The organism is Bradyrhizobium amphicarpaeae (genome assembly GCF_002266435.3).
GTDB classification, from domain to species: Bacteria; Pseudomonadota; Alphaproteobacteria; order Rhizobiales; family Xanthobacteraceae; genus Bradyrhizobium; species Bradyrhizobium amphicarpaeae.
Genome location: NZ_CP029426.2, coordinates 3313736 through 3337355, shown reverse-complemented (window position 1 = coordinate 3337355; position 23620 = coordinate 3313736). Strand labels below are relative to the sequence as shown.

Below are 23620 nucleotides of genomic sequence, written 5' to 3'. Positions count from 1 at the left end.
ATAAACCGGACCGCCGCATCATTGCCATCGTCGCGACCGAACCGGCGTTATGATGACACCCTTCGCTTTTTTTACGCATTCACGGCGCGACCATGTCGGCATGGGCTGGCCTCGATCGTCCTCCGGTCGACACGTCTCGGAAGTGCCGTGCATGCACCCGCGCGCGTGACGTGATGCCATCACCTCGAACCGTCAAGATGAACCTGGAGCAGCCCATGAGGATCGCCGTCGAAACCAACGTAGCAGCCCCCATCGATCAGGTCTGGCGCGCCTATACAACGCCTGCCGACATCGTGAAGTGGAACGCCGCGTCCGACGACTGGCATACGACGAGGGCTACGGTCGACCTGCGTGACGGCGGCGCGTTCTCGTCGCGCATGGAAGCCAAGGACGGCAGCATGGGTTTTGACTTCGCAGGCACCTACACGAAGATCGTTGAACACAAGCGGATCGAATACGCATTCGGCGATCGAAAGGCCGAAGTCGAGTTCGTGCCCGGCCCAAAGGGCGTTGTCGTCCGCGTCGTCTTCGACAGCGAACCGACGCACTCGGTCGAGCAGCAGCAAGGCGGTTGGCAGGCGATCCTCGACAGCTTCGCGCGATATGTCGAGGCAAGACAGAGTAAGTCGTGACGTCGTGCAGGCAGGAAAAACGCATCTCCCAGGGCATTGAACCCAACTATGTCGGTGAACTCGTCCGCGAAGGCGTTGAAAAGGACTTGCCCTATATCTTCACCGACCTGGAATTCGAGCCGATGGTCGAAGCGCGCTTCGCCGCGATCAAGCAAGGCTTTGATCACATCCGCGGGCGCACCCCGAAACGTTGAGGCAGTGGACCGCCAACGCCTCAGTCGGGGTCCGCGATCGGCCACCGGCGGTCATGCGCCGACTTGCCGCGATGAGAGCCTCGACAGTCGGAGCAAGGAATCATCATGTCACTTCGCGTAACCCTGTGATCGGAGCCACGCGATCCGACGCTCACCGTTCATCCAATCGTCAATTTCTGCCTTGCTCGTGAAGCCCGTGATTTCTCGGGGTTCTGCGCCCGGGTACTCGGCGATAATCGCCCAGTCGCCCTCTGACTTACGAATTGGTTTGAAGCTCACTTTTACTTTTGCCATGCCCAACTATGCAGGAAAGCGTGCGAAAAGGGAACCTCTCCAAGCAATCGAGGTCGCTCCCGCAATCACTCACCGGTTCGAGCGGCTCTCAGCCAGGAACAAATACACCAACCATAATAAGAAGGAGCCGTCGGCTTCTACTTGAAGTCTCTCGGCGGCTGATGTAAGGTGTCGAGTATCGATACTGGCCGAACAACTGTTCCGCTTTCGCCTCAGATCCTGACGGCGCGCACGTTTCAGACATTCTCCAAAATCGACTAACCGGAACGCTGGCCGCACGTCCGCGCGCCAGCTGTCCTGCGCGCATACGAAAGGAAGACCCGATGAATACGGGAACAGTTAAGTGGTTTAACAGCCAAAAGGGCTTCGGCTTTATCCAGCCGACAAACGGCAGCACCGACGTCTTCGTTCATATCAGCGCGGTCGAACGCGCTGGCATGGGCACCCTGAACGAGGGTCAGACGGTGTCTTATGACGTCGTCGCAGACCGTCGTACGGGCAAGTCCGCTGCCGATAATCTTCGTGCCGCCTAGTTAAGAGCACGACAGACCTGCCGCTCTCGCCACGGATGTACTGGCAGAGCTTGTGGTCCTGCCCCGCTCCTGAGTCATCAGGGCGGGGTTTTTGCTTCCTCCTGCAAGAGACTGTAAAGTGCGCGTCTCGTCGACTGTCGGACCTGGGGTTTCCCGTCCGGAAAATGTTCGAACTGGCAAATCGAACCAGAAGCCGGCGATCCGATCAGCCGTTCATGCCTGAGTCATTCGGCAACTTTCTTATTCGAGGCTGCAAGATCCATCCCGGAGGGCTAGAGTGGCCTTGTATTCGATTTTACGAGCCAGGGCGGGAGCCGACAGCATGCGTTACGTCACTCCACGCTTCACGCCGGAGCAGCCGCAAGCATCGAGGTAACAGATGTCCTATGCCTATAAGCTGAATGAAGACGTTCGCCACCAGCCCCAGGGACCGCAAGGGCGTGCCACCACCGAACCGCCGATGATTTATACCATCATTCAACATATGCCCATCGAGTCCGACGGACGCGTGAGATACCGCATCAGGGCCAAGTCCGAGAAGATCGAGCGAGTCGTTACGGAAGATCAGCTTTCGTATTTTCAATGATCTTCCGACCGAGACCGGCAGCAGATACGCGCGACGAGAACTCATGACGACGTCTCCCTGCGCTCAGAACGGTTGACGAGACAGGAAGGCTGTTGCCTAAGCCCCAAAAGCAATTTCACCGGATGGCGGTCGCGCTCTTCATCAGCGCCACCAACTGGCTCTGCTGGCCGGTGCCGGTCTTGCGAAATATGTGTTCGAGATAAGAGCGCGCCGTCGCGAACTTGATGCCGCTCTGCTCTGCCGCGGCCTTGAGTGTCAGGCCGGCGGAGAGGCTCACGGCGAGCTTCGCCTCTGCGGGCGTCAGGTCGAACAGACCTGACAGCAGGCTCGGCGCGGGAACCAGCGCGCTCGACTTGGCTGGCGTGAACACCAGGATGGTATCCCCGCCGGAAAAGACGTCCCGGGCGGAACGCAACAGCGGAATCACATGCAGAACGCCAGGCGCCGCTTCGCCGGAGCTGGTGATCGGGATCGAGCGAACCGTATCCTCGGTATTGCCAAGCTCTCGAACGGCAGCTTGCAGCAGCTCGTTTGCCCGGCCCTGCGCGACGGTAACCCGATCACCGGCCCCAATGTTGAAAAGATCGGAATGCTGAAGGAACGACCTGTTGGTGGCGATCGCCTTGCCATTGGCGCAGACGGTGGCCGGAAGCCCAAGTGCGTCGAGGGCGGCGACGGTCCCCTTTGCGCGCTCGATTCCCAACCGTGCGGCGATCAGGCCGGTGCGCGCCAGATGCGGGCGCAGGGCGTTGAGCCGCGCGAGTTCTTCCGGTTCATACCGGCCTGCGTCGTGTGCTTTTTGAAGGACATAGACGGCCACTTCCCCGGTCGGCATCGGCACGGCCGTGCAGAGATGCGTTCCGATACCGCGGGCGCGCAAACGCTGGCGTATCGGATCATTCTCGATTTCTTTGGCTGATAGATAGTCATCGACCTCGACGAAGCTGTTCGGCCTCGTGTCGCACATGCGAACAACCGAGGTTGAAAAACGAAGGTCCGGATTGGCGAGAAATTCGCGCAAGAGATCCTGCAGATTGTCGAGCGTTACACCGCTCGCGCCGCCATCGTCACCGAACAGAAACAGCGTCGAACCGACTGAGTGAGATGTTGCGGCCAGCTCGGATAAAAGTTTCGGCCAGAGTTCAGGAACGAAGGCAGTCTCATAAACGAGATCAATAATTTCCACTGGCATTCCAAGTCATTGGATCGTGCAATGCAGTCAGCTTAGCCGATGGATTTCTCGTCCCGCAAGCTTCGTCAGGGTTCCCGGCAGGTTCCCGGTGCACGGCTGTCAGCAAGGATGACAGCTCGCCACGTCGACAAGGTCGACCGACCGGGAAAATGCCGCATGTGGCTCAATTACCTCAATTCAGAAAAACGGCCGTGTGAGCCCGCCGTCACCGGCATATGCCGGTATCCGCAGTCAGCAGGCTGACCAATCTGGAGCAGTTGCCGATTCATACGATGAGAGAGCGCCGATCTCGCCCGTCGCATCGTGATCCGATTGCCCTGCAGGTCCTTTATGCCATCGAAAATGATCGCTGCCCTGAATTTGATCACCCAAGTTTCGCGGCATACCACTTTCATCCGACGCCGAGCCTCTTTCCGAAATATCTGTCTGCTCGGTTCCGCACTTGGCGGTTCGCTTGCCTGCGCAGGCGAAGCATATAGCCAGGCCTTCAATGCGACGCCCGGCACTCAGGATGGAAGCATCACCTACAACCGCGCCGACCCCGATGGTCCGGGCACCGAGAGGATCACGGTCAACGCGGCCGGCGCCGTGATAGACCCGCCAGCTGCGGTCATTTCGTGGGCTTTGAACAACAACCAATTCATGTTTCCGGGCCACACCGCAACGTTTCAAGGTGCCCCGGGAAACGGCAACTACGAGGTTCTCAACCGGCTCGATTCAGGCCAGGCCGGAACGTTCGTGATCGACGGCACGATCGTCGGCCGCCTGAGCGCCTTGAATCCGAATGCCGCGGGCACCCTCGCGTTTTCGGTGTCTTCAATCCAGGGACAGTCCATCACTGTCGGCTCCAACGCCGTCTTCGATGTCAATCGCGTCAAGTTCCAAAGCGACCCGAACTATCCCAATGCCGTGACGCCCGTGATCTGGAACGGGACGTTCACGACGCGATCCACGGGCGGCGGTCTCTTCCTGGAGAACTCCGATTTTACGGCCGCTGGCGGCTCGATCGGCAAAAGTCCAGGCGCCAACCTCACGACACTGGACCTGCAGAGCTCCACCTTCCGGCTGGGCAATACCAGCCTCGGGCTCGATGCCGTCCAGATGACCGACAGCGCTTTTCTCTTCAACGGAGGCGCGCCCAACGCGACGCGCACGCTCACCCAGGCGTTCACTCTCAACGGCGCCGATTTCATGGTGATCGACGACTCCCGCAAGCTGACGCTTACCGGACCGATCGATGGCGGGGGCTCGCTCGGGGTCTCAGGTTCCGGAACCATCGTTCTGGCGGGCGTGAATACTTATACCGGTACGACAAATGTGGTCCAGGGCACGCTGGAGGTGGCTGGATCGATTGCCGCAACGTCCAGCGTGGTCGCAACGGCCGGCGCAATCGTGCAGGTCGACAATGCCGGCGCGCTGGGTGCAGCGCCGGTGCTGCTTTCAGACGGCACGCTTCGCACCAATTTCAATGGGAGTTTCACCAACGATCTCACCTTCGCCGGGGGCGCCGTCAGTACGGTGTCTGCGGCGGCCGGAACACAGGTGACCCTCAACGGGCCTGTATCCATGGGCTCTGGCACAACTGCGCGATTCGGTTCGCCCACGGACACCGGCACCGTCGTGTATCAGCCGAATATCGGGGCCATCGACGTGTCGTCTCAAGTGGTGGTGGCGGGCGGCAAGCTTCTCGTGAATGGCGCCCTCGCGGCTCCGGCGATGATCACGGTCAATTCGGGCGCCACGCTTGGCGGCACAGGGCTATTGGGAAATACCACCATCCATGGCGGCGGTGTCTTCGCTCCCGGCCCGCAGGGAGCACCGGGGTCGATGACCGTTTTCGGCAATCTGGCTTTCCAGTCAGGTGCTGTCTACCTGATTCAGGTAACGCCTGGAGCGGCGTCGACGGCGCTCGTCAACGGCACGGCCAATCTCTCCGGTGGCAGCGTGCAGACGGTTTTCGCACCCGGCAACTACATCACCCGCCAATACACCATCCTGTCCGCGGCCGGCGGACTTGCCGGCACGACCTTCACCGGCGTGAGTGGCGGTCCCGGATTCCAGCAGACCTTGAGCTACACCGCGACCGACGTCGTGCTGAACCTCACCGCCGCGCTCGGCAATGGCTCGGCATTCAATCAGAACCAGCAGAACGTTCTGAACACCGTCAACAATTTCTTCAACAGTGGCGGCGCCCTGCCGGCCGCGTACGCCAACCTTTTCGCCCTCAGCGGCGCGAACCTCGGCAATGCGCTCACGACCTTGTCCGGCGAGATTGCCACCGGTTCGCAGCAATCCACCTTCGACGCAATGAACCAGTTTATGGGCGTGCTCACCGACCCCTTCATCGGCGGTCGCGGCAATCCGACCAGCGGCGGCGGCAATCCAAATGCCTTCGCGAACGAAGACGAACGCGCGACATCGCGTTCGGGCAGCGAGCGCGACGCCTATGCGGCGATCTCCACGAAGGCGCCCCTGGCGGCCTTGCCCTTTGCGCAGCGCTGGGCCGTCTGGGAAGCAGGCTTCGGCGGATCGCAGCGCACCGACGGCAATGCCGTGGTGGGCTCGAACAACACAAGCAGCAATCTCTACGGCGTCGCCGTCGGCGCCGACTATCGCTTCTCGCCGGACACGATCGCAGGTTTTGCGCTGGCCGGCGGCGGCACCAATTTCAGCGTCAATGGTCTCGGCTCCGGCCGTTCCGATCTGTTCCAGGCGGGCGGTTTCGTCCGGCACAATGTGGGGCCTGCCTACATCACCGCCGCGCTTGCCTATGGGTGGCAGGACGTCACCACCGATCGCGCCGTGACGATTGCAGGCCTCGATCGCTTGCGTGCACGGTTCCACGCCAACGCATGGTCGGGGCGTGTCGAGGGCGGTTATCGCATCGTCGGCCTGGGAGTTGGCTGGACGCCCTATGCGGCTGGACAATTCACCACCTTCGATCTGCCGGCCTACGCCGAGCAGGCCGATTCCGGCTCCAACGCATTTGCACTGAGCTATGCGGGCAGAACCGTCACGGCACCTCGCAGCGAACTTGGCCTTCGCACCGACAAATCCTTCGCGATGGAGGACGGCATCCTGACCCTGCGGGGCCGTGCGGCCTGGGCGTACAATTTCACCACGGACCGCAACGCGCTCCCGACCTTCCAGGCCCTCCCCGGCGCATCCTTCGTCGTCAACGGCGCGGCCCAGGCCGCCAACGCCGCCCTCGTCACGGGAGCCGCCGAGATGAAGTGGATCAATGGCTGGTCGGTCGCAACGACGTTCGACGGCGAGTTCTCGAACGTCACGCGGTCCTACGCCGGCAAGGGCATCATACGATACGCGTGGTGACCGACCGCGACCGCCTTAAGCCGTTCGCGGGCGCGTACTCTTGATAAAGCCATTTAGACAGAAGGAGTGCCCGATGAAACAAGGGAAATCTATTCTTCACGGTGGCGCTGCGTTTGCGTTGGCGGCTGCGGTCATGGTCATACTTATCTGGCCCAGCTACGCCACCATGACCGAGATCAAGGGCGGTCCCGGCGGCGGTGCGTACAATCTGACCTGTCCCGCAGGCCAATTCCTTGTCGGCCTCCATGCACGCGCCGGCGGTTGGGTCGACGCGGTCGGCATCATCTGCGCGCCCTACGCAGGAGCAAATCGCGTCGGCGATATCAATCGTGATCCGCGCATGACCGGCGGCAAGGGCGGCGGGCCTCAGGAAGCCTATTGCCCGCCAGGCGAGCCGTTGACGGGGATTGGTCTCGCACATACGCGCGGCAATGGGCTCGATCGCCAGTTCGTCAATACGATCGACGTCTTTTGTCCGAGCACGGACATGAACCAGATCACCAAGCGGTGCATCTCCAGCGGCGAAGGCTGCGGCTCCATTCCGCCCAAACGCGCGGGCGACATCGTCACGCGCGTCTTCGACTACAAATACGATCAGTTGATGTGCCCTCCCGAAGAGCGCGCGACCGGGATTCAAGGCGCGTCGGGCAGCGCGGTCGACTCGATGGGCCTGATCTGCGGTCCGATGAAGGCCTCAGCCCCCGCTCCAGCGCCGGCCCCCGTCAGCGGCTTCAATTCGTCATTCGAACCCGGGATCGACCTGCCCGGCAGCGACTATCGCAACGTCGCGATGAACGACAACTATCCCAGCACCTGCCGCGACCTCTGCCAGAAGGAGGATCGCTGCAAGTCATGGACCTGGGTCAAGGCGGGCCTTCAAGGCAAGAAGCCGATGTGCTGGCTGAAAACCGCGATCCCCGGGGCGCTCAAGAACTCCGACACCGTCTCCGGCGTCAAGCCGGTCGGACGCGTCATCGTTCACTGAACAAGACCACAAAGCGACGGCGGGAACTGGTCATGCGCTTCATCGATAGACTGCTTCGATCTTCCGTGTTGCTGGCAATGCTTACCCTGTTCTTTGGCATGTCCGCACTGACAACATCCGCGCGCGCGGATCGGCCGGGTACGCCGAACGACATCAAGCTGTATTGGTGTCCTGAAAACAATTCAAAAGCCCCGAGAATTTGCGGAGGATTTCACAACACTGCCTCTGAGCGCGTGATCATCGAGATGGAGCTCACGAAAAACGGCCAGCCGGCCAAGGCCGACAAAATGGGATGCGGACAGGCCGATCAATCGACGGCTTCCGCCGTGTGCTGGACCCGGATGATCCAGGAAGAACGCTTCGACCGCTCGAAAGAACTTCGCTTTGACATCCGCGATCTGGAATTCGGTACGCAATACTGCGTCCGGTTCAGGGCGCGGCGCACGACGGACGAGATGGTGTCGGAGCAATGGTCGGCGTGGGCGTGCGCCAAGACGCCCGTTCGGCCGGCAGGGCCGCCCGTAGCCCCGCAGTTCAAGATCGACTTCACCACTGACAGCCACTACTGCCGGAAGCGGGACATCATCGAAATAACCCATCTGAGCTTCGAAGAGTACAGCGAACTGCAGACGACCGTCAGTGCCGCCACCGGGCCGGACAGCGGCGTGCCGGGCGTCACCGAGCAGAATGCGATGTACTACAAGCCACACACCGCCAAGAAGGGAATGGCGCCTGACTGTGTCGAAGCACGACTGGATAATGCCTGGGTGTATGTCGAGGTGTGCTCGTACAACGTTGTCGGCAAGTCGTGCTCGCACAAGGTCGCATCGGCCGCTGCGAAGGTCGTGCTCGATCCGCCGCCGCCGAACCAGAAAGCCTTCAAGCTCACCGGCGCTCCGCGCGATCCAACCTTCCAGCCCGATGTCAATCTGGCCGGAATGGACTATCGCAACCAGCCGATGGTCGGCAACAATGATCCGCAGGCCTGCCAGGCGATGTGCAACGCCGAGGACGTGTGCAAGGCATGGACCTGGGTCAAGCCGGCCGTGCAGGGGCCATATGCGGTTTGCTGGCTGAAGCGGGCCGTGCCGCCGCGCGCCTGGGGCATGTATACGACGTCGGGCGTCAAAGCCGGCGGCGGCGCAACCGCCCCGCCCCCCGCACAATCGCCAGCGAATGCCAATCCGCCGGCGAGCGTTCCTTCCTCAGCCAACGCTCAGCCGGCAAACAACCCGCCTGCGGCGAGCGGCCAAAGCGGCATCCTGACCGGCGTCGACATGCCGGGCAAGGACTACCGCAGAGTGGATCTCAATGCGGGGGCGGCGCCGGCCGCGTGCCAAAGCCTCTGCGATCAGGAAGCGCCGTGCAAGGCGTGGACGTGGGTGAAATACAATCCGCAGACGGCAAAGCCGGTGTGCTGGCTGAAAAACGATATTCCGCTGCGCGTGGCCAACCCTGACGTCGCGTCAGGCCTGAAGGGCTCTGGCTCTGGCTCACGCCCTGACTTCCGGCGGCGCGTCCAATGACAGCGAAGTCGCGTCTCCCGAAGCGATCGTTTCCGGCCGCATCGTTCCTGATCGCCGCGGCATCCGTCGCATACGCCTTCGCGGTCTACGGCGCCATCGGCGACAAATACGCCAAGCTAGGCGGCGACAAGGGTGCGCTGGGGCCGGCCATCAGCGATGAGGCCGCGGCGCCCAATGGCGGCCGGTTCAGCGCCTTCAAGAACGGCCTGATCTATTGGCACCCGAAGATCGGCGCGTTCGCCGTGCAGGGCGCCATCGCCGGCAAGTGGGACGCCTCCGGACGAGCCAATTTCGGCTATCCCTACACGGACGAGACGGCGACGGCGGACGGTCGCGGCCGCTACAACCATTTCCGCGCGATGCATCTACCCGGTAATCCCGAAGCCTCGATCTACTGGACTCCCCAGACAAACGCCCATGCGCTCTACGGCGACATTCGCAAGAAATGGGCATCCATTGGCTGGGAGCGCAGCCCGCTCGGCTACCCCATCAGCGACGAGATTCCAGACGGCGCATTCCGCCGGGTGAATTTCGAGCACGGCTACATCCGCTGGTCCAGCCGTGGTGGCGCCGAGGTGTTCACGACGAGCAATGCGCCGACGCCGAGCCCCGGCACGTTCGGCAGCCTGCTCGTCAACGGCATCGAACTGCAGGCCGATGTGCCCGGGCGCGGAACTGTTCACGTGTTCGCCAGCAATACCTTTCTGTCGGCCAATTCGATCTGCGACCTGATCCGAAATCCGCCGTCGCCGCAGCAGAGCTTCGATCAGTTCGTCAAAACGATCGTCGGGAGGGCCAATGCGGCCCTTGGCAACAGCCCCTTCAAGGTGAGATCGGACATCAGCGGCGCGTTGTCGAAGAACTGCCGCGCGCGTGCGGACGTCGCGACGGCAACCGATGACGCCATCGGCGTCACGGCGAATCTCGACGGCAATCGCCTGTCATTCCATATGACGACGCCCGATGCCAATGTGCTGGGTACCAGCGTCGGCCTCCCCGGCTCGGTGGATCCCGGTTTTGCCGTCACGTTCGATATCTCGGCCCGCACGCGGGTGGTCGTGCCCAAGAGCGTTTGTGGCCAGTTTGCGGTGGAAACGATCAACGTCACGGTCGGCAATGCGCGTGTCGAAGGCACCAATCCGACCGGGGACATTGCGGTGGCCGTCGGCAAGTTCGTCGCTTACCTCGCCGGCATCGACTTCAAGAAGGAACTGGCCGCGAATCGTGCCGTTTCGTTTCCCGGAATCGCCAAAACGGTTGAGGAGCTCAATCCGAAGCTCTGCAGCGGCTTGGCGCGCACCGCGCGGATCGATCGCGATTACAAGCCGGGTCCCGGCGTACTCGTGCTGCGCGCAACCGTGGCTCCGCCGGAAAAAGGTCCTGTGGTGCGATGAGCAAGCATCCTCCGGAACACGGCGCCACCGCCCGGCCGACCAACGGGCGCAACCAGGCCATCAAAGGCGTAACCTGCATGAGACCCATCGTTACTCTTTGTGCGATCGTTCTGTCGCTTGCTGCAGGAATCGATCGCGCTGCCGCCGACTGGCAAAGCAGTTCGAGAGTTCACTGTGCGACCACCTGCGCGCAGTTCGGCGGAGCCGTCACCAGCGATTACTTCGGAGACACCCGCACCAAGTACCATGTCTGCCGCACCAACGTGAACAGTGAGGGCGGTCGCGCAGGCTACAATCTCGAGAAATACGGGCCCGGCTCGAAGAAATGCGTCGTGGGCTACGGTGGCAAGGAATTTGCGACATATGAATACTCCTGTCTCTGCAATCGGTGAACTTCCTTCAACGGCAAAGCCCCGCGCGGCCCTCGCGTCCGGCGGGGTCAGCGGGCGGCGCGTGTCGGCGATGATCGCGATGTGTGTCGTGCTCGTCTTTCCACACACGGCCGCGCATGCAATCAGCTGGCAAGACGGAAACGGCGTTTCGTGCAAGGTCAGCTGTGCCAGCAAGGGCGGCGCGATCGACTCCGGAATTTATAAGGGTGATCCGGACAAGCCGCTTTATGTCTGCGCCGCAAATGCCGGCGGCAAAGGCAAGCGGCCGGGCTACAACCTCGCGGCGGCTGCCGGAGCGAACAAATGCGTCGTTGGCTACGACTTTCGCGAAGTGGCCGTGGGGACCTTCGACTGTCTCTGCAAGAACTGATCGGCGCCGGCGCAGACCCTCGAGCGCGTATTCGAGCGAAGCGGACGCCGGTTCGCGTCAAGAGAACGCTTCAAGACAATCATCCAGATTCCCGCTCTGATTCTATCGGAACGGAAAAGACTCTAGGCCCGCCGCATCAACCTGAGCGAGGCCGCCAGCCGCAGGCTGCGCTTGCCGGCGAGCGCGATTCCTTCGAGCTCGCCGCTCTCGGCCGTGCAGCTTCCGGAGAAGCCGATCCCGACCTCATAGCCGCCGAACACGGGGTTCTCGCCCTTGGCCGGCGTGTGCTCCTGGTTGAGCATCTCGCCCTTCCAGCGGCCGTCCGCCGAGGAATAGGAGCCGAGATAGTAGAAGAACGCATCGCCGCCGAGGATGCGGCCGTCGATCAGCAGCATCACGCCGGAGAGCCCGGCATCGACGCCGTCGAGCGCGCGCAGGCTCATTCCGTAGAACCCGTTGGCGATGCCGCCCTGCCCGATCGTGCCGCGGGACGGCAACGCCCCGTCATCGAGCCTCGTGAGATTGGCCCAGAAATGGGCGCCCGGCATGGTATTCGCGCTGCCCTGCAGACGGATCTCGTTGCCAACCAGCCGGCCACGCGCCCCGATCGAGGCGACGTCCGCGCCCATCAGCGGCTTGTAGTCGGGGTCGTGATTATGCCGCTCGGTGATAACCTCGGCGATGATCTCACCGTCGCGCTCGACATAGGTGCCGAGATGCGCAAAGCCCGAATTTCCGCCCAGCATCTTGCCGTCATGCAGGCACATGATGCTGCGCCCGAACGCATCGTTGACGCCGTATTCGACCTTGTAGAGCCCGTCCAGCAACGCAATGAACCTGCAAATCGGAAAAGAACGCAGGCTACCTAGCACTGCCGCCGCAGCTCGGCCATCCGGCTTTTTCGCGCAGGGGTCCTGCGAACCACCGCCCGCAATGCGCGTCACGCCCCGATTTGCCCGACGGGTCAATCATCAATTCCGCCTAATCCGCATTCGACGATTTTAATGACCCGTTATTTCAAAGACTTGGCTACTGTGCATGGGGTTGTTTTTCGCGTTTTGGTGCCGCCGCCGATCAACCGTCAGTGGCGCTTGAAATATTGCACCTCGCGCTCGTGCTTCTCGGCGGCCGCACGGCTCCTGAACGTGCCGAGGTTACGACGCTTGCCGGTCTTGGGATTTACCTTGCGCGAATAGAGGCGATATTCGCCCGATGCCAGTTTGCGGATCATGATCGCGCTCCGTTTTGGTATTGCAGTCAACAGGTGCGCGCGATCGAGGTTCCTCCGCACAAGGCTCTGCTCAGAAGCACAGCGTGGTAACCAGCTTGCCCTGCTTGTCCTTGATCGCATAGGGGCAGCGCAGCCGCTCCAGCGCGGCCTTGGCGTCCGCGTCGCCGAGCGCGGCGGCGCGCTCGTAATAGGCCTTGGCGGCATCCTTGTCCTTCGGCCCGCCGCGGCCCTCTTGCGCGAACGCCCCCATCCGCTCCAGCGCACCGGGATGATTTTGCGCCGCCGCCTTCTCGAACAGCGCACGCGCCGCGCCATCGTCCTTCGCACCGCCCGTGCCTTCGGAGAGCATCAGGCCGAGCTGGTACTGCGCCTCTGCATTGGTCTCGGCGGCCTTGCCGAGCAGCGCGCGCGCCTGCGCCGGATCGGCCGGCCCAGCACCGCCCGCGCCTCCGAGCGCGGCGAGGTTGCTGACGCCACGGGGATTGCCTGATTGCGCCGCCTTCTCGAACAGCTTTCGCGCCTGAGCCTCGTCCCTGGCGATGCCGGAGCCGGTGCCATAGGCAACGCCGAGCTCGACCATGGCAGCGCTCGATCCCTTGTCGGCCGCTTTGCGCCAGGCGGCGATCGCCTCCGCCGTCTGCCGGTTGGCGGCATAGGCGCGGCCGAGCGCGAACATCGCCCGGCGCGACGATGCTGCGGCCTGCTTGCAGAACCTGATCGCGGTCGCGACGTCGGAGGATGCGATCTCGGCCACGCCCCTCACGTCCCCCGGCTTGTCGGGATCGCTGGGATCGGCCGCGACCCGGTCGCACAACACGAGATCGGCCGACTGCGCGCGCGCCGCCAGGGGCGCGGCAAGCACGAGAGCGATGGCAAGGAAACAGGTCCGCATGGTCGTCACGTTGCGTCCTCGCTCCGGCAAATTCAAGGCTCGAGCCCCGATTGACGCAGGACCGGTACGGTCTCGGGCGATGCCAGATAGCGCAGCAGGCGGTCCGCCGCGTCAGCATGCGCCGCAGCCGCCATGCGGCCGGCGGAGAACACCGCCGGTGTCTGCAGCTCGTGCGGGATCGGGCCGACCACCTCGATGCCGCCGACCTGCTTCAGCTCGCTGATCTGCTGCACGGCGAGGTCGGCCTCGCCGCTGACGAGACGCTCGGCCGTAAAACCCTGCTCGACGACGGTGGCCTTGGCGTTGATCTCGGCTGCGATCCCCATCCGCACGATCAGCTGGGCGAAGTAGACGCCGCTCGCACCCAGCCGCGAATAGGCAACGGATCGCGCTGCGAGCAGGGTCCCGCGCAGCGCCGCCTCGCTTCCGATACCGGGATGCGCCTGCCCTGCCCGCACCGCAATGCCGACATAGGAGCGCGCCAGATCGGCCGCGCTCCCGGCGACCACGCGGCCCTCCGCGATCATCTCGTCCAGCCCTTCGCGCGTGAGGATCACGAGATCGGCGGCCTCGCCCTCGCGCAATCGCTTCAGCAAAGCGAGGGTCGGCGCGAAATCGGCGTCGATGCGGACGCCGGTTGCGGCTTGATACGCGGACGACAGGCTGCGCATCGCCCCCATCAGGCCGAGCGTCGAGAGCATGCGAAGGTTTTCCATGAGCTATCCCCGTCGCGATCAGGCGCGATGCATCAGCTTGAGCGAGGCGGTCAGGCGCAGGCTGCGCTTGCCGGCAAGTGCGGTCGCCTCCAGCACCGCCTGCTCTGAATCGTACGTGCCGGCGAAGCCGATGCCGACCTCGTGGCCGCCGAAGATCGGGTCATCCTTGGCCGGCGTGTGTTCCTGGTTGAGAAGCTGGCCCTTCCAGCGCCCGTTCGCGGCGGTGTAGCTGCCGAGATAGTAGAACGACGCATCGCCGCCGAGGATGCGGCCCCGGTTGAGCAGCATCACGCCGGTGAGGCCGCCGTCGAGACCATCGAGCATCCGCAAATGGACCGAGTAGAGGCCGTCGGCGATGCCGGCTTCGCCGACGCCACCGGCGATCGGCACCTCGTCTGCCGTGATCGGCGTCATCACCGACTGGAAGGGAATGCCGGGCAGCTCCTTCAGCTCGCCCTTGAAGCGATAGAGGTCGCCATCCGCCCAGCCCTTGGCGAGCAAGGTGGCGTCATCGGTACCTGCCATGGCGCGGTAGTTCGGATCGGGGTTGTGGCGGACGGTGTTGATCACGACGTCGACGCCGCTGTCGGTCTTCTCGTAGGTGCCGATATGGGCGAAGGCCGAATTGCCGCCGAGCATCTTGCCGCTGCCGGCATGCATCACGCTCCGGCCGACGGCGTCGCCGAGCTGAAATTTCACCTTGTAGAAGCCTTCAAACACCAGCCGTCCCCGGCCCTGCGCGCATCCTGCGAGCATTCTATCGCGCTTCGGGCTCAGATGGACAGGTTTCACGTGACGCAGCCCGGCTGCGTCACGGGAATGGCTGTCATCAGAATACTAAAAATCCGCCGGAGCCTTTCAGCTCCGGCGGATTGAGAGCCAACCCGGGCCAGCCCCCCAGCCCGGGCCGGGAGGATCTTAGGCCGCGGCCTTCTTGTCGGCCGGCACGGACGCGATCGTCTTCAGGATCTGCGAAGCGATCTGGTATGGGTCGCCCTGCGAGTTCGGACGGCGGTCTTCCAGATAGCCCTTGTAGCCGTTGTTGACGAAGGAGTGCGGCACGCGGATCGAAGCACCGCGGTCGGCAATGCCGTAGCTGAACTTGTTCCACGGCGCGGTCTCGTGCTTGCCGGTCAGACGCTTGTCGTTGTCCGGGCCGTAGACGGCGATGTGGTCCATCAGGTTCTTGTCGAAGGCGGCCATCAGCGCCTCGAAGTACTCCTTGCCGCCGACCGTACGCATATACTCGGTCGAGAAGTTGGCGTGCATGCCGGAGCCGTTCCAGTCGGTGTCGCCGAGCGGCTTGCAGTGGAATTCGATGTCGATGCCGTATTTCTCGGTCAGGCGCAGCATCAAATAGCGGGCCATCCACATTTCGTCAGCGGCCTTCTTGGAGCCCTTGCCGAAGATCTGGAATTCCCACTGGCCCTTCGCGACTTCCGCGTTGATGCCTTCATGGTTGATGCCGGCGGCCAGGCAGAGGTCGAGATGCTCTTCGACGATCTTGCGGGCGACGTCGCCGACGTTCGAGAAGCCGACGCCGGTGTAGTACGGGCCCTGCGGCGCCGGATAGCCAGCGGTCGGGAAGCCGAGCGGACGGCCGTCCTTGTAGAAGAAGTATTCCTGCTCGAAGCCGAACCACGCGCCGGAATCGTCGAGAATGGTTGCGCGCTTGTTGGAGGCGTGCGGGGTCTTGCCATCGGGCATCATGACTTCGCACATCACGAGCACACCGTTGGTGCGCGCGGCGTCCGGGAAGACGGCAACCGGCTTCAGCACGCAATCGGAGCTGTGGCCTTCGGCCTGCTGGGTGGAGGAGCCATCGAAGCCCCAGAGCGGAAGCTGCTCGAGCGTCGGGAACGACGCGAATTCCTTGATCTGAGTTTTGCCGCGCAGGTTCGGAGTCGGCGTATATCCGTCGAGCCAGATGTACTCGAGCTTATACTTGGTCATTGAGCCTCTCTGTAGATGATGCGAAAGGTTGGGGGCCTGGCGGCCCCCGAACGTTTTGTACCCGGCCATCATCGGCCGGCCATTTACAAGCATTTTACATGCCAAAAGGCCGCAGTGCGGAGGGTCTCCACCGCGACCGGTGTCTCGCCGTCGCGAGCAGACAGTCTCTGGCCGCATGCGTCATAGCCGCGCACCTTCGCGTGAAGCTGCAGCGCAAAAACCTGCCGAATTCGCCCGATTCTGAAGCAAGCCAAGCTGCCCTGGAGGTTGCCGATGAAACGCGCATCAACGTCCAGCAATTTTCGCAAAGTCTCCACCCCCGGACCAGCAACCTTTGGAATGGCTCAGGCGTTGGTCACCGACGGGGTGCCTTGGACAATGCAGAGCGCCATCTGCCCACAAATTGGGCGGCAACTGATTTCCTTTTCAGCACTTTCCAATTGGGGAGGCGCGGCCGATATGGGGAGTCCGGTAACCACAATCGAACGAGTCGGGCGCACCATGGAGGCTAAGGCGCTTCGACCAAGGAGAATCTCAATGATGAACAATGGTCTGAGTCAGGGATCGGCAACGATCTACCAATTCCCGGTCGGGGGCCGCGCAGCTCTCGCCGGACGCCGCTATGGCGAGACCCGCTTTTCTGCCGATCACGGTTCGCTGCCCGCGAACGTCTCGATTTGCAGTGACAGCTGGTATCACCAGGACGCGGTCGACGACGCCAAGCCGAAATGGGATCGCTGATGCCTTTGGCTGGTTTGAAACCGCCGCGCTCTCAGGGGCGCCCGGCGGCAGTTCGAAGGGGTCGAAACAACGAGGTTTCGGCCCTTTTTGATTCCAGCCGTCCTCGCAGCTAGATCCCAGGCTTTTCGACCACCGCGCAGGCGGTGACCGGTCGCCTCAGATGCTTCACCGTGGTGGGTCCGACTTTGGGAATCTTCAGAGTCACCCCTGCCCCCGAGTAGCGCGCGCCCGAAACCGACAGCCGCTTTGCCAGCGTGACCGGCTCACCGTCGATCTGGAGAAACGCGCGCTTGTCGTCGTCATAAAACCCAGCGATGAACTGCGTACCATCGGCGCAGCGATAGGTCCGGAACGTCTGTGCTTCAGTCTGCCGCGCACCGGTCAATCCAGCCGCCAGCATGGTGATCCCCAAAAGAATGGCCTTGTGCCGGCCCATGATCGCCCCCTGTAATGCTTTCACGGACGCCCCTCGTGCGTCCAATGGAACCATAACCATAGCCGATCCGATGTCAGATTCCCCTGCCCGTCACCTCGCCCTGCAAGGCGCCAGCAATTTTCGCGATCTCGGCGGCTACAGGACCACCGACGGCCGCGTCACGCGCTGGCGTCACATCTTCCGCTCCAACCATCTCGGCCTGCTCACCGCTGATGACGTCGAGACCGTTCGCGCGCTCGGCGTGCGAAGCGCTTTCGATTTCCGTGGGGTCGAGGAGCGCGCGGCCGGAATCTGCGTGGTCAGCGAGATCACGGTGCATTCGCTGCCGATCGAGCCGAGCGTCGTGGCTGCGCTGCGGACCGAACTCGCGAGGGGCACACTGACTGCACCGGTCGCGTTGGAACTCATGCGCGAATCCTACCGCAACTACGTTCGCCATCACACGAACAGCTTTCGCAACCTGTTCGGCCATCTCCTGGAAGATCGCGCGCCGCTGGTGATCCATTGCACGGCGGGCAAGGACCGCACCGGCTTTGCCAGTGCGCTGATCCTGCATGCGCTCGGCGTACCCGATGAAATCATTGCCGAGGACTACCTGCTCACCAACCGGCATTACAAGCGCGATGCGACGGCTGCCACCGACCTGCCGGAGGACGTCCGCAATGCCATCGGCAGCGTCGAGGCCTCGTATCTTGCCGCGGCCTTCGAGGCCATCGGCCGCGAATATGGCGATCTCGAAACCTATCTGCGCGACGGCCTCAAGCTCGGCGCGGCCGAACGGACCGCGCTGAAAGAGCGCTATCTGGAATCATAGACAGCCGTGCCGGGAGACCAATGATGCAAGACAAGGTCCTGATCGTGACAGGCGCGCTCGGAGCGCTCGGCAAAGTGGTCGCGGAGATCGCGCAGTCACGCGGCGCGCGCGTGGCCCGCATCGATCACGCGCCTTCGCAGGTGCCTGCAACGCCTGAAAGCATCGAGATTGGCGGCGTCGACCTGTCCGACGCGGCGCAGGCGAAGACGGCGGTCGAGATGGCGGCAAAGCACTTCGGCCGGGTCGACGCACTGGTCAATATCGCCGGCGGCTTCGCCTTCGAGACCATCGGCGACGGCGACATCAAGACCTGGCAGCGCATGTACGCGCTGAACGTCCTGACCGCGCTCAACACCTCGCGCGCGGCGCTGCCGCATCTGGCCGCATCCAGGGCCGGCCGCATCGTCAATATCGGCGCCATGGGCGCTCTTCAGGCCGGCTCCGGCATGGGCCCCTACGCCGCGTCGAAGGCAGGCGTGCATCGCCTCACCGAAGCGCTCGCCAACGAGTGGAAAGGCCAGGTGACGGTGAATGCGGTGCTGCCGTCTATCATCGACACCGCAGCCAACCGCGCCGACATGCCGAAGGCGGACTTCTCCAAATGGGTGACACCGCAGGAGCTCGCTGAGGTCATCCTGTTCCTCGCCAGCGATGCCGCCAGCGGCGTCACGGGTGCGCTGATCCCGGTGGGTGGACGAGTGTAGGTTCGGCTCCGTTCCTGATCGTCATCTTCGCAAAGCGCCGGCTGTCCCGGCCGCAGGATAACCGCAATGCTCTTTCCCGGGCAAATGGGCAGAGGCCGAGTCCGATCCGGGCTAGACTCCCCGCAACTGATTCGCTGATCGGATCCCCTTTTGGAAACCGCGCTCTACCTGCCCGTCAAACGCTTCCTCGAAGAGCTCGGCTTCACGGTCAAGGGCGAGATTGGCGGCTGCGATCTCGTTGGCCTCGGCGCCGGCGATCCGCCCGTGGTGGTGATCGGCGAGCTCAAGCTCGCCTTCAATCTCGAACTGATCCTGCAGGCGGTCGACCGCGCGCCGGCCGGCGACGAGGTCTGGATCGCGGCAAAGATGTCGATCCGGGGCAAGGGGCGCGAGAGCGACGCGCGCTATCGCAACCTCTGCCGCCGCCTTGGCTTCGGAATGCTCGGCGTCACCGACCGCGGCCAGGTCGAGGTGCTGGTGAAGCCTCCGACCGCAGCGCCGCGCCGCGAGCCGAAGGTGCGCTCGCGCCTCGTCGCCGAACACCAGCGCCGCCAGGGCGACCCCGTGCTCGGCGGCAGCACCCGCGCACCGATCATGACGGCCTATCGGCAGCAGGCTCTGGCCTGCGCCTCGGCGCTCGCCGACGGGCCGCGGCCCGTGCGCGAGTTGCGCGTGCGCTGCCCTGACGCCGGCAAGATCTTGCTTAACAATGTGTATGGCTGGTTCGAACGGGCCGACCGGGGAATCTACGGGCTCACCGAGGCCGGACATGCCGCCCTGAAACGCTGGCCGCAACAACGGATTGAAATCGAGGCCGGTGTCGCGTCACCGCCCTGACACCCGACCGGTGCATAGCTGAGATGCCACACCAATTTCATATTGCAATGCAGCATCCTCGGCACTAGGTATCCCGGCATCAAACGAGGCCGTTATGAGCGCAGACTGGAATACCAAATATGGCACGCGGCGCGTCCGCCATGATCCGCCGACCCTGGACGAGGCGATCTTCGCTGCCATCGGCATCACCGACGATCAGGGACAGCAGGCCGAGATCGCCGCGGCCTTGATGGGGATGCCGCTCGATGTCGTGCAGGCCGAAGTGAAGAAGCAGGCGCGTACCAACAGCCGCATCACCGCGACGCGCGTGATCGCCGGCGAACAGGGCGCACAGCGCTCCGTCGTGGTCGAACGCCGCGTCGTCCGCCGTTTCGGCAACGACAAGCGCACCGGCACCTAAGCGCTTCATTCTTTGTTGCAACAAAAAAGCGGACCGGTTAGCCGGTCCGCTTTTTTGATTCAGGCCCGTTGATGTCAGGCCGCGCGATTGCCGTACATGCTGGAGATCAGCTTCCAACACGTCGAGTTGAAACTGATAAGAGCACGTCCCGCCTTGAACGGCGCTGCGGCAAGCTCCGCCAGTTCGTCCTCAGGCGTCTTCGCAAGGTCAATCGTGCCGGTTGACTCGCCATGGCGGAAAGCGAGATGCGCACCGAATTTCCTGGCGAGCGCGCGCATGGCGTGATTCTCCGCGCCCGTAGTGATGCGCAGAGTCTTGTAGCCCTTCCAGCGCGCTTCGGCGATCAAGCGACTGAACAGCACGGTGCCGACATTCTGGCGGCGCGCGGAGGCCTCTACACTGAAGGCGACTTCAGGGAGCGAGGCGCCTTCCGGCGGGTGCAGTTCGGCCGCACCGCGGACCACGCCGTCGACGATATAGGCGACGATCACTGTGCCGTCCTCGGCGCAGCGGGCAGCATAACGCTCGATAAAAGAATCGTCGAGAAAGCCGTTGAAACGGTCGTGCCGGCTTCCGGCATCGAGCCTCAGCAGATGATCGCGCAGGAGCGGCAATTCTTCGTGCTGGCTCAGGGTCCGCACATAGCCCGGAGCGGTGCGGACGGTTTCTTCAAGTACCACGTCAAAACTCCTCTTGGTGTCCCTCGAGGAGGCGTTCGAATCCCTAGACCTCCTATATTGTGCATCGCAGCATCTTTTGCAAGACGAGGACCTGCCCAAGTTAAAGGCACGGGAAACGACTAATTCGTTAATAAAATCAAAGACCCGTAGTCTTACAGGACCAGCTGAGTCTGGGTGACCACGGCAACCAGCTTGCCATCCTCAGTTTCCAGCCGGGTGGTCCAGACCTGGGTCCGCCGGCCACGATGGATCGGGGTGGCGGTGGCAATCACCGTCGTTCCCTCCTTGGCCCCGCCGATGAAATTGGTCTTGCTCTCCAGCGTGGTCGTGCCCTTGGCGTCCTCGGGCAGGTTGATCACGGTTGCCGCCGCCCCGACGGAATCGGCCAGCGCCATCACCGCCCCGCCATGAATGGTGTGGTGGAGCGTACAGAGATCAGGCCGGACCATCATGCGCGCCACCACCCGATCCTTGCCGGCCTCGATGAACTCGACGCCCTTGAGCTCGGCGAACGGCATCTTCATCGCTTTAAGCTTCTCGAGCGGCGTCATCAAAAATCCTCCCAATTGATTGTTGCCTCAGCGTGAATTGCTTCGGGCGGCAAAGCAATGACGTCAGAGGTAATGGTCGGCAGACATGGGGCCGCACGGCGAATACTCCCGTGTCCCGGACGCGTTGCCACGCCCCAGCGTTGCTGCGCTGCGTCCGGGGCACGGCTTCGTTCACGTCACCGCATTCACCACCTGATATTCCGGCCGCCGCCAGACCTCGCCCGCGATCACCTCTTCGACGATCTCGGCCGCCCGCACGATCTCGCTCTCGCCGATGTACAGCGGCGTGATCCCGAACCGCATGATGTCGGGCGCGCGGAAGTCGCCGATGACGCCGCGGGCGATCAAGGCCTGCATCGCAGCGTAACCGCCGTCGAAGGCGAAGGAGACCTGCGAGCCGCGGCGCTCGTGTGCGCGCGGGGTGACCAGCCTCAAGGAGGGGCAGCGGCGCTCGACCTCGGCGATCAGGAGATCACCGAGCGCCAACGAACGCGCACGGACCTCCGCCATATCGACTCGGTCCCAGATATCGAGCGAGGCCTCCAGCGCCGCCATTGCCAGCACCGGCGGTGTGCCGACGCGCATGCGTTCGACGCCGCCCGCGGCCGCATAGCCCAGCTCGAATGCAAATGGCTTTGCATGCCCCATCCACCCCGACAGCGCAGCACGCGCATTGTCGGCGTGACGCGGCGCGACGTAGAGGAAAGCCGGCGCGCCGGGGCCGCCGTTGAGATATTTGTAGGTGCAGCCTGCCGCGAAATCCGCGCCGCACCCGGCAAGATCGACCGGCAGCGCGCCGGCGGAGTGCGCGAGATCCCAGACCGTGACGATGCCGAGCGCATGCGCCTTTGCCGTGAGCTTCGCCATGTCGTGGCGGCGGCCGGTGCGATAATCGACCTCGGTGACGTAGAGCACCGCGACCTCCTCCGACAGGGCGGCCTCGATCTCCTCCGGCATCACCAGGCGCAATTGATGGCCGCGCCCGAGCGTCGCGATCAGGCCTTCGGCCATGTAGAGGTCGGTCGGGAAGTTGCCGGTGTCCGACAGGACGATCTTGCGGGACGCGTTCATGTCGAGCGCGGCGGCGAGCGCCTGATAGACCTTGAGCGACAGCGTGTCTCCCACCATCACCGCGCCTGCTTCGGCGCCAATCAGCCGCGCGATGCGATCGCCGACATGGCGCGGCTGGGCGTACCAGCCTGCGGTGTTCCAGGCGCGGATCAGCTCAACGCCCCACTCGGTCGTGATGACGCGGTTGACGCGCTCGGCAACGCCGAGCGGCAGCGCGCCGAGCGAATTGCCGTCGAGATAGATCACGCCCTCAGGCAGATGGAACAGGGCTTTGGTGTCGTCATAGACGCGATATCTGGTCATGGATATTTCTTGGGCATTCCTACAGAATGGTGCGGACACGCCAGAGTTCGGGGAATAGCTCGACCTCCAGCATGCGCTTGAGATAGCTGACGCCACCGGTGCCGCCGGTGCCACGCTTGAAGCCGATGACGCGCTCGACCGTCGTCACGTGGTTGAAGCGCCAGCGGCGGAAATAGTCCTCGAAATCGACCAGCTTCTCGGCGAGCTCGTAGAGCATCCAATGCGTCTCCGGCGCCTCGTAGACGACGCGCCAGGCCTGCAGCACGCCCTCGTTGAAGCCATGGGTCTCGCGAACATCGCGCACCAGCACCGCGGCCGGCATCTTCAGCCCGTTGCGGTCGGCGAGCCTGAGCACCTCGTCATAAAGGCTTGGGGTCGCCAGTTCGGCCTCGAGCAGTTTCGTCGTCTCCGCATCGTGCGCGTGCGGCTTGAGCATGGCGTGGTTGCGGTTGCCGAGCAGGAATTCGATCAGCCGGTATTGGCGCGACTGGAAACCGGAGGACTGTCCGAGCTGCGAACGGAAACGCGTGTATTCGCTCGGCGTCATCGTGCGCAGAACGTCCCAGGCATTGTTGAGCTGCTCGAAGATCCGCGACATCCGTGCCAGCATCTTCATCGCAGGCTGCACCTCGTCTTTCGAGATGGCGCGGCGTGCGGCACTGAGCTCGTGGATGGCGAGCCGCATCCACAGCTCCGTGGTCTGATGCTGGATGATGAACAGCATCTCGTCATGCGCTTCCGACAGCGGATGCTGCGCGCCCAGGATCGCATCCAGCGCGAGGTAGTCGCCGTAGGACATGCGCCGGGCGAAATCGGTCTCGGCGCCGTCGCTGCTGGGATCATAATCGCTGGACGTCATG

At 63.3% G+C, this 23620-nt stretch carries 27 protein-coding genes; 15 read left to right on the top strand and 12 right to left on the bottom strand.

Features of this window, described 5'->3' with window-relative positions; genetic code table 11:
- Positions 1–215: 215 nt before the first annotated feature.
- From CIT40_RS15350 to CIT40_RS15335, 4 genes are all read left to right on the top strand, one after another.
- Positions 216–632, top strand: a complete 417-nt coding sequence (locus CIT40_RS15350) for an SRPBCC family protein (RefSeq protein ID WP_162307509.1) — start codon at positions 216–218, stop codon at positions 630–632.
- Positions 629–826, top strand: coding sequence for a hypothetical protein (locus tag CIT40_RS15345; RefSeq protein WP_244611977.1), 198 nt, complete (start codon positions 629–631; stop codon positions 824–826). The genes CIT40_RS15350 and CIT40_RS15345 overlap by 4 nt, the downstream gene beginning before the upstream one ends.
- A gap of 617 nt (positions 827–1443) precedes the next feature.
- Positions 1444–1653, top strand: coding sequence for a cold-shock protein (locus tag CIT40_RS15340; RefSeq protein ID WP_094896793.1), 210 nt, complete (start codon positions 1444–1446; stop codon positions 1651–1653).
- Between the two features lie 379 nt (positions 1654–2032).
- Entirely contained in the window at positions 2033–2239 is a 207-nt protein-coding gene (locus tag CIT40_RS15335; RefSeq protein ID WP_094896792.1) for a hypothetical protein, read from the top strand.
- A gap of 115 nt (positions 2240–2354) precedes the next feature.
- Here the strand turns inward: CIT40_RS15335 and CIT40_RS15330 are convergent, their stop codons facing one another.
- Positions 2355–3431 carry a helix-turn-helix transcriptional regulator gene (locus CIT40_RS15330; protein ID WP_094896791.1) on the bottom strand — a complete coding sequence of 359 codons (1077 nt, stop codon included), beginning with the start codon at positions 3429–3431 and terminating at the stop codon, positions 2355–2357.
- 342 nt (positions 3432–3773) lie between these two features.
- Here CIT40_RS15330 and CIT40_RS15325 point away from each other — a divergent pair, with 342 nt between their 5' ends.
- The 6 genes from CIT40_RS15325 (at position 3774) to CIT40_RS15300 (ending at position 11431) form a co-directional block, all read left to right on the top strand.
- Positions 3774–6764 carry an autotransporter domain-containing protein gene (locus CIT40_RS15325; RefSeq protein WP_162307508.1) on the top strand — a complete coding sequence of 997 codons (2991 nt, stop codon included), beginning with the start codon at positions 3774–3776 and terminating at the stop codon, positions 6762–6764.
- Between the two features lie 133 nt (positions 6765–6897).
- Complete coding sequence (locus tag CIT40_RS15320; RefSeq protein ID WP_162307507.1) at positions 6898–7749, top strand: PAN domain-containing protein; 852 nt, start codon at positions 6898–6900, stop codon at positions 7747–7749.
- A gap of 32 nt (positions 7750–7781) precedes the next feature.
- Positions 7782–9275, top strand: a complete 1494-nt coding sequence (locus tag CIT40_RS15315) for a PAN domain-containing protein (protein ID WP_162307506.1) — start codon at positions 7782–7784, stop codon at positions 9273–9275.
- Positions 9272–10669 carry an LGFP repeat-containing protein gene (locus CIT40_RS15310; protein WP_094896746.1) on the top strand — a complete coding sequence of 466 codons (1398 nt, stop codon included), beginning with the start codon at positions 9272–9274 and terminating at the stop codon, positions 10667–10669. The genes CIT40_RS15315 and CIT40_RS15310 overlap by 4 nt, the downstream gene beginning before the upstream one ends.
- Positions 10666–11061 (top strand): hypothetical protein, encoded by a 396-nt coding sequence (locus tag CIT40_RS15305; RefSeq protein ID WP_094896745.1) that lies wholly within the window; start codon positions 10666–10668, stop codon positions 11059–11061. Before CIT40_RS15310 ends, CIT40_RS15305 begins: the two co-directional genes overlap by 4 nt.
- Positions 11033–11431: a hypothetical protein gene (locus tag CIT40_RS15300; RefSeq protein WP_148667199.1), complete on the top strand. Its 399-nt coding sequence runs from the start codon at positions 11033–11035 to the stop codon at positions 11429–11431. The genes CIT40_RS15305 and CIT40_RS15300 overlap by 29 nt, the downstream gene beginning before the upstream one ends.
- 122 nt (positions 11432–11553) lie before the next feature.
- On the opposite strand, the gene CIT40_RS15295 is transcribed toward CIT40_RS15300, so the two are convergent.
- The 6 genes from CIT40_RS15295 to CIT40_RS15270 form a co-directional block, all read right to left on the bottom strand.
- A complete protein-coding gene (locus CIT40_RS15295) occupies positions 11554–12258 on the bottom strand; it encodes a hypothetical protein (RefSeq protein WP_162307505.1) in 705 nt (234 codons plus the stop codon).
- Between the two features lie 254 nt (positions 12259–12512).
- On the bottom strand, positions 12513–12662 hold the full coding sequence (locus CIT40_RS15290; protein ID WP_007591825.1) for a hypothetical protein: 150 nt from the start codon (positions 12660–12662) through the stop codon (positions 12513–12515).
- A gap of 70 nt (positions 12663–12732) precedes the next feature.
- On the bottom strand, positions 12733–13554 hold the full coding sequence (locus CIT40_RS15285; protein WP_162307504.1) for a tetratricopeptide repeat protein: 822 nt from the start codon (positions 13552–13554) through the stop codon (positions 12733–12735).
- A gap of 32 nt (positions 13555–13586) precedes the next feature.
- Positions 13587–14270, bottom strand: a complete 684-nt coding sequence (locus tag CIT40_RS15280) for a substrate-binding domain-containing protein (protein WP_094896741.1) — start codon at positions 14268–14270, stop codon at positions 13587–13589.
- Between the two features lie 18 nt (positions 14271–14288).
- Positions 14289–14990: a GrlR family regulatory protein gene (locus CIT40_RS15275; RefSeq protein WP_162307862.1), complete on the bottom strand. Its 702-nt coding sequence runs from the start codon at positions 14988–14990 to the stop codon at positions 14289–14291.
- 198 nt (positions 14991–15188) lie between these two features.
- Positions 15189–16223 (bottom strand): glutamine synthetase beta-grasp domain-containing protein, encoded by a 1035-nt coding sequence (locus tag CIT40_RS15270; RefSeq protein ID WP_094896739.1) that lies wholly within the window; start codon positions 16221–16223, stop codon positions 15189–15191.
- A gap of 537 nt (positions 16224–16760) precedes the next feature.
- Between CIT40_RS15270 and CIT40_RS15265 the strand changes: the two genes are divergently transcribed.
- Entirely contained in the window at positions 16761–16964 is a 204-nt protein-coding gene (locus CIT40_RS15265; RefSeq protein ID WP_094896738.1) for a DUF2735 domain-containing protein, read from the top strand.
- Positions 16965–17073: 109 nt separating this feature from the next.
- Here CIT40_RS15265 and CIT40_RS15260 read toward each other — a convergent pair whose 3' ends face one another.
- Positions 17074–17400, bottom strand: coding sequence for an MliC family protein (locus tag CIT40_RS15260; protein WP_094896790.1), 327 nt, complete (start codon positions 17398–17400; stop codon positions 17074–17076).
- A gap of 70 nt (positions 17401–17470) precedes the next feature.
- Between CIT40_RS15260 and CIT40_RS15255 the strand changes: the two genes are divergently transcribed.
- From CIT40_RS15255 to CIT40_RS15240, 4 genes are all read left to right on the top strand, one after another.
- Positions 17471–18214, top strand: coding sequence for a tyrosine-protein phosphatase (locus CIT40_RS15255; protein WP_094896737.1), 744 nt, complete (start codon positions 17471–17473; stop codon positions 18212–18214).
- 23 nt (positions 18215–18237) lie between these two features.
- Positions 18238–18918, top strand: coding sequence for an SDR family oxidoreductase (locus CIT40_RS15250; RefSeq protein WP_094896789.1), 681 nt, complete (start codon positions 18238–18240; stop codon positions 18916–18918).
- A gap of 150 nt (positions 18919–19068) precedes the next feature.
- Positions 19069–19755, top strand: coding sequence for a DUF2161 domain-containing phosphodiesterase (locus CIT40_RS15245; RefSeq protein ID WP_094896736.1), 687 nt, complete (start codon positions 19069–19071; stop codon positions 19753–19755).
- Positions 19756–19849: 94 nt separating this feature from the next.
- A complete protein-coding gene (locus CIT40_RS15240) occupies positions 19850–20155 on the top strand; it encodes a hypothetical protein (RefSeq protein ID WP_028136768.1) in 306 nt (101 codons plus the stop codon).
- A 74-nt stretch (positions 20156–20229) separates the two neighbouring features.
- Here the strand turns inward: CIT40_RS15240 and CIT40_RS15235 are convergent, their stop codons facing one another.
- The 4 genes from CIT40_RS15235 to kynA all read right to left on the bottom strand — a co-directional run bounded on the left by CIT40_RS15235 (position 20230) and on the right by kynA (position 23619).
- The gene (locus tag CIT40_RS15235; RefSeq protein ID WP_094896735.1) at positions 20230–20835 is read right to left on the bottom strand and encodes a GNAT family N-acetyltransferase; all 606 of its coding nucleotides are present in this window, start codon (positions 20833–20835) and stop codon (positions 20230–20232) included.
- Positions 20836–20987: 152 nt separating this feature from the next.
- A complete protein-coding gene (locus tag CIT40_RS15230; RefSeq protein WP_094896734.1) occupies positions 20988–21386 on the bottom strand; it encodes a PaaI family thioesterase in 399 nt (132 codons plus the stop codon).
- A gap of 171 nt (positions 21387–21557) precedes the next feature.
- Positions 21558–22760, bottom strand: coding sequence for a kynureninase (kynU, locus tag CIT40_RS15225; protein ID WP_162307503.1), 1203 nt, complete (start codon positions 22758–22760; stop codon positions 21558–21560).
- Positions 22761–22779: 19 nt separating this feature from the next.
- On the bottom strand, positions 22780–23619 hold the full coding sequence (gene kynA, locus CIT40_RS15220; protein ID WP_094896733.1) for a tryptophan 2,3-dioxygenase: 840 nt from the start codon (positions 23617–23619) through the stop codon (positions 22780–22782).
- Position 23620 lies beyond the last annotated feature (1 nt).